The organism is Curtobacterium sp. JUb34, from assembly GCF_003755065.1.
GTDB lineage: Bacteria > Actinomycetota > Actinomycetes > Actinomycetales > Microbacteriaceae > Curtobacterium.
Genome location: NZ_RJVH01000002.1, coordinates 253739 through 265039, shown reverse-complemented (window position 1 = coordinate 265039; position 11301 = coordinate 253739). Strand labels below are relative to the sequence as shown.

The window sequence follows — 11301 nt, the reverse complement described above, 5'->3', positions numbered from 1 at the left end:
CTGCAATCCTCCCACAGCGCACCGACGTGCGACGTCGCCGCTCTACTGGTAGTCGGGGTGCGCCCGGAGCCACGCCTGGAACTGGTCCACGGCGACGAGGTGCTGGTCGTAGGTGTCCGAGAACACCGTCTCGCCGGTCTCCAGGTTCACCGTCACGAAGTAGAGCCACTTGCCCGGCGCCTCGTTCGTGACGGCCTTGATCGCGATGTCACCGGGGTTCGAGATCGGTGCCGGCGGCAGTCCCTCGTGCACGTAGGTGTTGTACGGGTTCGACTCGTCGGCGCGCTCGGCGTCCGTCGTCGTCACGGTGTGCGTGTTGCCCGTGCCGTAGGCGACCGTGGCGTCGGACTGCAGGCGCATGCCCTGGTCGAGCCGGTTCTGGAACACCCGCGCGACCTTCGGGTAGTCGGCTGCCAGGCCGGCTTCCTTCTGCACGAGCGACGCGAACACGATGACGCGCTCCTGGTCGGCCTCCTTGACGCCCGCGGCCGCCAGGTGCTCCTTCATGGTGTCGACCATCGACGCGAAGTACTGCTCCGCGCTCCAGCCCGGGTTGATCGGGTACGTCGCGGGGAACAGCCAGCCCTCGAGCGTCGTCACGCCGGACGGCAGGTCGTACGCGGACAGGTTCTTCGCGGCCTTCGCGACCTCGGTCTTCGTCAGGCCGGCCTTCGAGACCATGCCGGCTTCGATGTCCGCCAGCGCGGTGCCCTCGGGGATCACGATCGAGGCCTGCACGCGGTTGTCCTCGTCCTGCAGCGCCGCCAGCGCCGACTTCGAGCTCATCTGCTTCTTCAGCGAGTACGAGCCCGGCTGGAACTGGACGTCGGGCGAGGCCAGCAGCAGCTTGTAGAAGACCTTCGAGTCCTTCACGACGCCGCTGCGCTGCAGCGTCGCGGCGACGTTCTCGCCGATGTCGCCCTGCTTGATGGTGATGGTGACCTTCGCCTTGCCGGTCCCGGTGTAGTCGTCCGGCTCGCTCGACCCGCTGACCGCGGCGACGATCTGCTGGATCTTCGGCGCGGCGAACGCGTACGCGCTGACCCCGCCGGCCACGACCACCGCGACGATCACGATGCCGGCGATGAGCGGCCCGCGTCGGCGCTTCGGGCGCGGTTCGCGCGGCGGCCTGGAGGCTCCACCGCGTCCGCCACGCCCGCCGCGGCCGCCGCCTCCCGCGGCTCCACCGCCGCCGGTGCGCCCGGCGTCGTCGGGACGGTCGGGCCCGTCGGACCCGGCTCCGCCGGCCGTGGGAGCTGACGGCACCTCGCCGGTCAGGAGCGCGGCGACCTCGGGATGGAGGCCGGGGGCCGCCTGCTGCGGTGACGCGGGCTCCGGCGCCGACTGCTCGCGCGGAGCGGTCGAGTCGGTGTCGACGCGGTCGTCCGGACTGACGGGCCCGTCGGGCGTCGGGTCGGGCTCGGTCCCCGCGGCGGCGGCGTCGCGACGAGCGCGCTCCGCTTCGAGTGCGCGGGCCTCGCGGCGGGACATCGGACGGTCCGGCTGCGGGGCCACCCGCACGGAGTCGTCACGGTCATCGGTACCTGCTGCGCGGTCGGAAGTCGTCTTCCGCCGCTCGGCTTCGTTGCCGGGCGCGATGATCGCGTTCCAGTCCAGATCGTCTGCCAACGGTTCTCGGTCTCTCGGTGGGGAACTCCGCCTGGGCACCGTCGTCCTCGGGTGACGGAAGGGCTGCCGGGTCGCGGCGGGTCGCCCTGTCAGGGAAGCGTGGTGCCCGGAGGGGCACCGGCACTGCGTTCGTGGTCGAGCGCGTGTTGCAGAATGATAACAGCGGCCGCTTGGTCGATCACGGAGCGCGACTTCTTCGTGTTCTTGCCGGCCTGGTGCAGGCCACGCTGGGCGGTCACGGTGGACAGCCGCTCGTCGACCAGCCGGACCGGACGGTGCTCGGCGATCCGGGCCGCGAACGCCCGAGCGTCGTCCGTGGACGGTGTGTCGCCGCCGGACATCGACAAGGGCAGTCCGACGACGAGCTCGAGGGCGTCGTACTCGTCGGCGATCTCGAGGATCCGACGCAGGTCGGACGAGTCGTCACGACGCACGGTCTCGACCGGCGTCGCCAGCAACCCGTCGCGGTCGCACACGGCGATCCCGATCCGGGCGCGGCCGACGTCCACGCCGAGCCGCCGCCCGGACCGGATCGCCACGATCAGCCCGCGATCCGGGCGGTCACGGCACGGAGCGCGGCCGGGAGCGCGGCCGGGTCGGTCCCGCCACCCTGCGCCAGGTCCGGCTTGCCGCCGCCGCCGCCACCGAGCACGCCGGCGGCCTCCTTGGCGAGCGGACCCGCCTGGACACCGGCGGAGCGCGCCGCGTCGTTGGTCGCCACGATGACGATCGGCTTCCCGCTCACCACGGCGCCGAGCACGACGACGGCAGCACCGTCACCGAGCTGCGCGCGCACACCGGTCGCCAGGGAGCGCAGGTCGTCGCCGGACTGCAGGCCGTCGACGGTCTCGGCCACGACCGTGGTCGTTCCGACGGTCGTCGCGGTGCGGGCGATCGACGGGACCCGCTGCTGCAGGTTCGCCGACTCGTACTCGGCGATCTTCTTCTGCGCGGTCCGGAGGTCCTCCATGAGCGACTGCACGCGCGTGGGCAGGTCGGCACGGGGCGCCTTCAAGGCGCTGGAGAGCTGCGAGACGATGGTCCGCTCGACCGCGAGGTCGCGGAAGCCCTCGAGCCCGACGAGCGCCTCGACACGGCGGTTGGTCGAACCGACGCTCGACTCCCCCACCAGGTTGACGAGGCCGATCTGGGCGCTCGACGCGACGTGCGTGCCACCGCAGAGCTCGCGGGACCACGGTCCGCCGATGTCGACCATGCGGACCTCGGCGCCGTACTTCTCGCCGAAGAGCGCCTGTGCGCCGAGTGCCTTCGCCTCGTCGATCGGCATGATGCGGGTCGAGACCTCAAGGTCGGTGCGGATCGCGGTGTTGACGACCTCCTCGATCTCCGAACGGGTCGCGAGCGAGATCGGCTGCGACCACGAGAAGTCGAGGCGCATGTACCCGGACTTGTTGTACGAGCCCGCCTGCAGTGCCTCGGGGCCGAGGATGTCGCGGAGCGCGGCGTTCACCAGGTGCGTCGCGGAGTGCGCCTGCGTGGCGCCGCGGCGGTACTCGGCGTCGACGACGGTGCTCGCCGCGTCGCCCACGCCGACCTCACCGGAGCGGACCTGGACGGTGTGGCTCCAGAGGCCGGCGACGGGACGCTGGACGTCGAGGACCTCGAGGTCGAAGCCGTTGCCGACGATCGATCCCTGGTCGGCGTCCTGCCCGCCGGACTCGGCGTACAGCGACGTCTCGCCGAGGATGACCTCGGCGATGTCGCCCGCCACGGCACGGTCCACGCTGACGCCCCCGACGATGATGCCGAGCACGTTCGTCTCGGCCTCGAGCGCGTCGTAGCCGAGGAAGACCGTCTCGCCCTTCGCCCGGAACGCGCTGTACACGCTCAGGTCGGCGATCGCGGTCTTCTTGCTCTTCGCGTCGGCCTTCGCCCGGGCACGCTGCTCGGACATCAGGGTCTCGAACGCGGTCCGGTCGACGTGGACACCGGCCTCCTCGGCCATCTCCATCGTCAGGTCGATCGGGAACCCGAAGGTGTCGTGCAGCAGGAACGCGGTGTCCCCGCCGATGGACGGTGCACCGTCCTGCTTCGCGCGCTCGACGGCGACGTCGAGGATCGTCGTGCCCTGCGCGAGCGTGCGGAGGAACGTCTCCTCTTCCGCGTAGGCGATCCGCGCGATGCGGTCGTAGTCGGAGGCGACCTCGGGGTAGGCGTCGCGCATCGCGTCGCGGGACGCCGGGAACAGCTCCGGGAAGGTCGCGGTCTCGACGCCGAGCAGGCGCATCGCACGGACCGTGCGGCGCAGCAGACGACGCAGGATGTACCCGCGGCCCTCGTTCGACGGGCTCACGCCGTCGGCGATGAGCATGAGCGCGGAGCGCACGTGGTCCGCGATGACCCGCATGCGGACGTCGTCCTCGTGCACGGCGCCGTAGCGGCGGCCGGAGATCTCGGACGCGCGGTCGAGGACCGGGCGGACCTGGTCGATCTCGTACATGTTGTCGACGCCCTGCTTGATGAAGGCGACGCGCTCGAGCCCCATGCCGGTGTCGATGTTCTTGTTCGGCAGCTCGCCGGTGATCTCGAAGTCGTACTTCGAGCGGACGTCCGCGATCTGGTACTGCATGAACACGAGGTTCCAGATCTCGACGTACCGGTCGTCGTCGGTGGCCGGGCCACCGTCGATGCCGTACTCGGGCCCGCGGTCGAAGAAGATCTCCGAGCAGGGTCCTGCGGGTCCGGGCTGGCCGGTGGACCAGTAGTTCGTGTCCTTGCCGAGGCGCTGGATGCGCTCTTCGGGCAGGGAGGAGTGCTGCTTCCAGAAGGCGATCGCCTCGTCGTCGTCCTCGTAGACCGTCACCCAGAGGTCGTCGGGCGAGAAGCCGAGTCCGCCGTCGGACTCGGGGTTCGTCAGGAACTCCCAGGCGAACTGGATCGCCTGCTCCTTGAAGTAGTCGCCGAACGAGAAGTTGCCGTTCATCTGGAAGAACGTGCCGTGGCGAGGGGTCTTGCCGACCTCTTCGATGTCGTTCGTGCGGATGCACTTCTGGACGCTCGTGGCACGGGGGTACGGCGCGGGGACGAGCCCGGTCAGGTACGGGATGAACGGCACCATACCGGCGACCGTGAAGAGGAGCGACGGGTCGTCGGAGACGAGGGACGCGGACGGGACGACGGTGTGGCCGCGGTCACCGAAGTACTGGAGCCAACGGCGGCGGATCTCTGCGGTCTGCATGGTGCTTCCTGGGTTCAGCTCGGGGGTGGGAGGTGGAGGCGGGACGACGGTGCGGCCGGACCGCGGTGGAGCTCGACGACTCAGACGTCGGTGCGGAGCTCGGCCCCGCGGGACCGGTACCCGTCGGCGACCGCGCCCGTGAAGGCCTTCGTGCTCGCGTCGACGACGGCGAAGAGCCGTGCGCCTCCGGGGGTCCTGGCGACCTGGTGCGCCACGGCGAACCCGATGACGACGCCGACCGCGACGAAGAACAGCTGCTTCACGGTGCCTCTCCCTCTGTGCACCCTGGCGGTGCATGCCCGGACAAGCTTAGTCGCCGGGCACTTCGGGGCCGGAACGCCGAACGGCGGGCCGTCCTCGAGAGGACGACCCGCCGTTCGGGTGTGATCAGTGGATCAGCGAGCTGCGTAGTACTCGACGACGAGCTGCACTTCACAGGTCACGGGGACCTCGGCGCGCTTCGGGCGACGCACGAGGCGGGCCTGGAGCTTGTCGATCTCGACCTCGAGGTAACCCGGGACCTTCGGCAGGACTTCCTGGTGGCCACCGGCAGCGGCGACCTGGAAGGGCTCCATCGACTCGGACTTCGGCTTGACGTGGATCAGCTGGCCCTCCTTGACGCGGAAGGAGGGGCGGTCCACGAGCTTGCCGTCGACCAGCAGGTGACGGTGCACGATCAGCTGACGGGCCTGCGCGGTGGTGCGGGCGAAGCCGGCCCGGACCACGAGGGCGTCGAGGCGCTGCTCGAGGAGCTCGACCAGGTTCTCACCGGTGAGGCCCTTCGTCTTGCGGGCCTCTTCGAAGACGATGCGGAGCTGCTTCTCGCGGATGCCGTACTGGGCGCGCAGACGCTGCTTCTCTCGGAGGCGGACGGCGTAGTCGCTGTCCGCACGACGGCGCGTACGGCCGTGCTCACCGGGGCCGTAGGGGCGCTTCTCGAGGTAACGGGCCGCCTTCGGCGTCAGCGGGATGCCGAGTGCGCGCGAGAGGCGGGTCTTGCTGCGGGTACGTGACTTGGTAGACACAGGGTCCTTTTCTCTGTTCGAACTGAATACTCACCGGAGGCCGGGCACGCGAGTGCTCGTGGCCCCGACGACGGGATCCAGAGGGATGAGCCTGTGGGATCGGACGGCTACAGTCCGAACCTCTGCCCCCGTACCACCGGAGTGGCACTCTGTCCTCGACGCAGCCGTGCTCGAGGACCAGGACGTAGGCCCGGCAATGCTAGCAGGAACTCGACGTGCCGTCCTACTGCCCGCGGGTGATCTTCCGGAGTCGTTCGAGCCGCGGACCGACCTCGCGCTCGTACCCGTTCGTGGTCGGGGTGTAGTACTCGGTGCCCTCGAGCGCATCGGGTAGGTACTGCTGCTCGGCGACCCCGTGCTCGGCGTCGTGCGAGTAGACGTACCCCTTGCCGTGGCCGAGTCGCTTGGCCCCGGCGTAGTGCGCGTCGCGCAGGTGCATCGGCACGGTGCCCATCCGGCCGGCCTTGACGTCCGCCATCGCCGCGTTCACGCCGTTGTAAGCGGCGTTCGACTTCGGCGCGGTCGCCAGGTACACCACTGCCTCGGCCAGTGGGATGCGCCCCTCGGGCATCCCGATGAGCTGCACGGCCTGCGCCGCCGCGACGGCGATGGAGAGCGCCTGCGGGTCGGCCATGCCGATGTCCTCGGACGCCGAGATGATGATCCGGCGCGCGATGAACCGCGAGTCCTCGCCCGCCTCGATCATCCGCGCGAGGTAGTGCAGTGCGGCGTCGACGTCGCTCCCCCGCACCGACTTGATGAAGGCGCTGATGACGTCGTAGTGCTCGTCGCCCTGTCGGTCGTACCGCAGCAGCGCACGGTCGACGGCTGCGGCGACGGTGTCCGCGTCGACAACCGGCACGGTGTCGTCCTCGTCGTCCTGGGCGGCGGTGGCCGACGCCGCAGCGGCCTCGAGCGCGGTGAGGGCGCGTCGGGCGTCACCGGAGGCCAACCGGACGATGGCCCCGCGTGCTTCGTCACCGAGGACGACCGCACCACCGAGACCGCGTGGGTCCTCCACCGCACGGTCGATGAGCATGCCGAGGTCGGCGTCGGTGAGCGGCTTGAGCGTCAGGAGCAGGGACCGGGACAGGAGCGGGGAGATGACCGAGAACGACGGGTTCTCGGTGGTGGCCGCGATGAGGATCACCCACCCGTTCTCGACACCGGGCAGCAGGGCGTCCTGCTGTGCCTTGCTGAACCGGTGGATCTCGTCGAGGAACAGCACCGTCGTGGAGCCGTAGAGGTCGCGGTGGGTGAGGGCCTTCTCCATGACCTCGCGCACGTCCTTGACGCCGGCGGTCACCGCGGAGAGCTCGACGAACTCGCGCCCCGACTGACGGGCGATGGCCTGCGCCAACGTCGTCTTGCCGGTGCCGGGAGGACCCCAGAGGATGACCGAGACGCCACCCGGGTTGTCGCGGGTTCCGGTGGCGAGCTGCACGAGCGGTGAACCGCGACCGAGCAGGTGCTGCTGGCCCGCGACCTCGTCGAGACTGGTGGGGCGCATCCGGACCGCGAGCGGGACGGAACCCTGCGCGAGCCCGGCGCGACCGCCCGTCGTGGGCGCACGCATGCTCGACCGGTCCGCTGCCATGCAGCAATCGTAGGCCGACCCACTGACAGCCCCGCGCCTCCCGGGCCGTTGACGGTGACGACTCGGATACGCTCGTCGCACACTGCGACGAGAGGGCAGAACAGCACCGTGGCACCGAAGAACCCAGCGCGCGACAACCGCGAGGCGCGCGAGCGCCTCCGCCTCTACCAGGCCCGCCGAGGACTCCACGACCGGCAGCGCCGCCGGCGGGTGCGCGACAACCTGGTCGGCGCCGGTGCGCTCGTGCTGGTCGCCGCGCTGGCCACCGGGTCGCAGCTCGCCTTCGCGGGCTCGCAGGGGAACGGGTCGGCTGACGCCAGTGCGAGCGCCACGGCCACACCGACGCCCTCGGCGAGTGCCACGGCGGCGAACACGGGCGACGTGCCGAGCAAGGAGATCGCGAAGGGCGCGACCTGGACGGGCTCGTTGACGCTCAACAAGTCGATCGACCTCGGCATCGAGCTCGACGGCGCGAAGGCCCCGCAGGCCGCGAGCGTCGAGATCTCGTTGATCAAGGAGCAGTTCTACAACGGCACCTCCTGCCACCGGCTCGCCGACAGTGACGGGCTGAAGTTCCTGCAGTGCGGTTCGGCGAACGGTGACGGCACGGGCGACGCCGGGTTCGAGTACGGCCCGCTCGAGAACGTGCCGGAGGACGGCGTCTACGACGAGGGAACCATCGCGATCGCGCGGTCGAGCTCGCCGTACTCGCAGTCGACGCAGTTCTTCATCGTCTACGGCGACACCACGCTCGACGGCTCCACCGGCGGCTACACGGTCGTCGGGAAGGTCACGAGCGGCCTGTCCGAACTCGAGTCGAAGATCGCGGACAAGGGCATCGCGTCGCCCGGCCGCGACGGCACCGGCGAGCCGAAGGTGGCGACGAAGATCACCGACGCGACCATCGCGCAGGAGAAGTAGTCCACAAGCCGACGCTCACAGCGGGCCGCGGAGCCCGTCCGTGCAATAGGCTGACGACCTGACCGTGCCGACGGTGACGTCGGCGATGCACGACCACGATCGAGGCGAGACCTGTGGGATCTGACGAAGCAACGACCTGGGGGCGGGTCGACGAGAACGGGACCGTGTACGTCCGGTACGAAGAGACCGAACGTGCTGTCGGTGAGTACCCGGACGCCACCCCCGAAGAAGCCCTCGCCTACTTCGCGCGGAAGTACGCCGACCTCGAGGGGCAGGTGAAGATCGCCGAGCAGCGCGTCCAGCGTGGTGCGTCGGCGAACGACGTCGCCCGAACGGTCGAGCACCTGACGACCCTGGTGGCCGAAGCCCGCGTCATCGGCGACATCAAGTCGCTCGAGACCCGTGTGGGTGCGCTCACCGAGCAGCTCGGCTCGCTCACCAAGGAGCAGGCGGAGCAGGCGCAGCAGGCGCTGAACGACGCCCTGGCACACCGCGCCGCCCTGGTCGAAGAGGCCGAGGCGCTCGCGGCGGTGGACCCGGCGCGCGCGCAGTGGAAGCAGATCACGGCACAGCTCGACGACGTGTTCGCCCGGTGGCAGCAGCACCAGCACGACGGCCCGCGCATCCCCAAGAACGAGGCGAACGAACTCTGGAAGCGGTTCCGCGCAGCGCGGTCCACCGTCGACCAGCACCGCCGCGCGTTCTACTCCGAGCTCGACGCGCAGCACCGCGACGCCCGCACCCGCAAGCAGGAGCTCGTGTCGCAGGCCGAGGCACTCGCGTCACGCGGGTCCGACGCGATCCCGGACTACCGTCAGCTCCTCGACGACTGGAAGAACGCCGGGCGCGCCGGCAAGCGCCACGACGACGCCCTCTGGGCGCGGTTCAAGGCCGCCGGCGACGTCCTGTTCGAGCAGCGCCACGCCGAGAGCGCAGCCGAGGACGAAGAGTTCTCCGGCAACCTCGAGGCGAAGCAGGCCCTGCTCACCGAGGCCGAGCCGCTGCTCAAGGCGACCGACCGTGTCGCGGCCCGCAAGACCCTGACCGGCATCCAGCGGCGCTGGGACGAGATCGGCAAGGTCCCCCGCGGGGACGTCCGCCGCATCGAGGACCGCCTGCGGGCGATCGAGGACCACGTGCGTGGGCTCGAGGACGCGCACTGGAAGGAGTCCAACCCGGAGCGCAAGGCCCGGCAGACCGGACTCGCGAGCCAGCTCGAGGACGCCATCGGCAAGCTCGAGTCCGAGCTCGCCGACGCGCAGGCCTCCGGTGACGCGCGCAAGATCAAGGACGCGCAGGAAGCGCTCGACGCCCGCAAGATCTGGCTCGACGCCCTCGGCAGCTAGTCACCGCACACGACGACGCCCCCGTGACCGATCGGTCACGGGGGCGTCGTCGCGTGGCGGCGCGTGGCGTGGCGTCGCGGCGCGTGGCGTCGCGGCGCGTGGCGTCGCGGCGCGTGGCGTCGCAGGTCAGACCGGCGTGGGCAGGCCCAGCAGCAACCGGATGTCGAGGTCGTCCTGGCGCATCTGCGTGGCGAGCTCGTCCATCGAGTCGAACTTCACCATGCCGCGCACGTAGGACACGAACAGCACGGAGATGCGGTCCCCGTACAGGTCGAGGTCGACGTCGAGCAGGTGCGCCTCGATCTGCTTGGCCGGCACGCCTTCGAACGTCGGGTTGTTGCCGACCGAGACGGCTGCCGGGTACACCGTGCCGTCGTGCAGCACCCGGGCGGCGTAGACGCCGTCGGCCGGCGCGAAGCCCTCGAAGGCCGGGTCGAGGTTCGCCGTCGGGTACCCCATCGCCCGCCCCCGCTGGTTGCCGTGCACCACGGTGCTGCGGACCGCGTGCTCACGACCGAGCAGCCGGGCGGCCTCGGCCACCCGCCCGTCGCCGAGGAGCTCGCGGATCCACGTCGACGAGACGCGTCGCTCGCCGTCGGGTCGGACGTCGTCCACCAGGTCGACGTCGTCGATGAGCTCGACCGTGAAGCCGTGCTGCTCCCCCAGGGCGCGCAACAGGGTGACGTCGCCGGCGCCCTTGGCCCCGAAGCGGAAGTCGCTGCCGACGAAGACGAGCCGGGCGTGCAGGGTGTCGACGAGGATCTCGGACACGAACGCCTCGGGCGACTTCGACTGCAGTTGCTCGTCGAAGCGGAGGAGCAGGGTGGCGTCGACGCCGGCGTCGTCGAGGAGCTCGCGCCGCTGCGCCGTGCTCGTGAGCGCCGGCGGGACGTGCTGCGGGTCGATGACGTTGAGCGGGTGCCGGTCGAACGTCACCACGGTGGCGACCAGGCCCTGCTCGTGGGCGGCGCGCTCGAGGTGCGCGATCACCGCGCGGTGCCCGACGTGCACACCGTCGAACTTGCCGATCGTGACGGCGCTCGGGCCGAAGCCCTCCGCCACGTCGGCGATGTCGTCGTAGAACTGCACGGCTGCTCCTACTCGCCCACGGGGGCGGTGGTCGATGCGGCCACCGGCTCGGCCGACGCGGTGCGGTGGTGCTTGCGGAGCCACCAGAGACCGGCGATCGGCAGCACCAGCGGTGCGAAGGCGTAGCCCATGCCGTAGTACGACCAGATCGTGTCGTCGGGGAAGAGCTGCCGGTCGAAGAGCGACAACGTGCCGATGACGAGCACACCGGTCATCTCGAACACGATCGTCACGCAGGCCACCCGGTACCAGGAGCGTCCGGGCACGATCAGGGCGATCATCGCCACGATGTACACGACGGCGGCGATGGCGCTCACCGTGTACGCGAACGGTGCGAACGAGAACTTCTCGATGATCTGGACGACGCTCCGGCCCGTCGCCGCCAGGGCGAGGATGCCGTACACGGCGATGAGGACGCGGCCGATGCCGGTCGCGAGTGAGGATCTGGTCGCCATTGCACCGATTCTACCGACGTGCGGGGACCACCATGACGCT

General features: G+C 70.4%; 10 protein-coding genes. 2 read left to right on the top strand and 8 right to left on the bottom strand.

Features of this window, described 5'->3' with window-relative positions:
- Nucleotides 1-42: 42 nt before the first annotated feature.
- The 6 genes from mltG to EDF63_RS07695 form a co-directional block, all read right to left on the bottom strand.
- Nucleotides 43-1629, bottom strand: coding sequence for an endolytic transglycosylase MltG (gene mltG / locus EDF63_RS07720; protein WP_260233018.1), 1587 nt, complete (start codon nucleotides 1627-1629; stop codon nucleotides 43-45).
- A gap of 89 nt (nucleotides 1630-1718) precedes the next feature.
- Nucleotides 1719-2162, bottom strand: coding sequence for a Holliday junction resolvase RuvX (ruvX, locus tag EDF63_RS07715; RefSeq protein WP_185021395.1), 444 nt, complete (start codon nucleotides 2160-2162; stop codon nucleotides 1719-1721).
- A gap of 8 nt (nucleotides 2163-2170) precedes the next feature.
- Nucleotides 2171-4828, bottom strand: a complete 2658-nt coding sequence (alaS, locus tag EDF63_RS07710; RefSeq protein WP_123312432.1) for an alanine--tRNA ligase — start codon at nucleotides 4826-4828, stop codon at nucleotides 2171-2173.
- A gap of 80 nt (nucleotides 4829-4908) precedes the next feature.
- Nucleotides 4909-5091, bottom strand: a complete 183-nt coding sequence (locus tag EDF63_RS07705; RefSeq protein WP_111083901.1) for a hypothetical protein — start codon at nucleotides 5089-5091, stop codon at nucleotides 4909-4911.
- Between the two features lie 132 nt (nucleotides 5092-5223).
- The gene (gene rpsD, locus EDF63_RS07700) at nucleotides 5224-5853 is read right to left on the bottom strand and encodes a 30S ribosomal protein S4 (protein WP_111083900.1); all 630 of its coding nucleotides are present in this window, start codon (nucleotides 5851-5853) and stop codon (nucleotides 5224-5226) included.
- A 223-nt stretch (nucleotides 5854-6076) separates the two neighbouring features.
- The gene (locus EDF63_RS07695) at nucleotides 6077-7450 is read right to left on the bottom strand and encodes a replication-associated recombination protein A (RefSeq protein ID WP_395871616.1); all 1374 of its coding nucleotides are present in this window, start codon (nucleotides 7448-7450) and stop codon (nucleotides 6077-6079) included.
- Between the two features lie 108 nt (nucleotides 7451-7558).
- Here EDF63_RS07695 and EDF63_RS07690 point away from each other — a divergent pair, with 108 nt between their 5' ends.
- Entirely contained in the window at nucleotides 7559-8371 is an 813-nt protein-coding gene (locus tag EDF63_RS07690; protein ID WP_185021338.1) for a peptidylprolyl isomerase, read from the top strand.
- Nucleotides 8372-8484: 113 nt separating this feature from the next.
- Complete coding sequence (locus EDF63_RS07685; RefSeq protein ID WP_185021337.1) at nucleotides 8485-9717, top strand: DUF349 domain-containing protein; 1233 nt, start codon at nucleotides 8485-8487, stop codon at nucleotides 9715-9717.
- A gap of 126 nt (nucleotides 9718-9843) precedes the next feature.
- Here the strand turns inward: EDF63_RS07685 and EDF63_RS07675 are convergent, their stop codons facing one another.
- Both EDF63_RS07675 and EDF63_RS07670 read right to left on the bottom strand, forming a co-directional pair.
- Nucleotides 9844-10806 (bottom strand): bifunctional riboflavin kinase/FAD synthetase, encoded by a 963-nt coding sequence (locus tag EDF63_RS07675; RefSeq protein WP_123312426.1) that lies wholly within the window; start codon nucleotides 10804-10806, stop codon nucleotides 9844-9846.
- A gap of 8 nt (nucleotides 10807-10814) precedes the next feature.
- Nucleotides 10815-11261: a hypothetical protein gene (locus EDF63_RS07670; protein WP_123312425.1), complete on the bottom strand. Its 447-nt coding sequence runs from the start codon at nucleotides 11259-11261 to the stop codon at nucleotides 10815-10817.
- Nucleotides 11262-11301 lie beyond the last annotated feature (40 nt).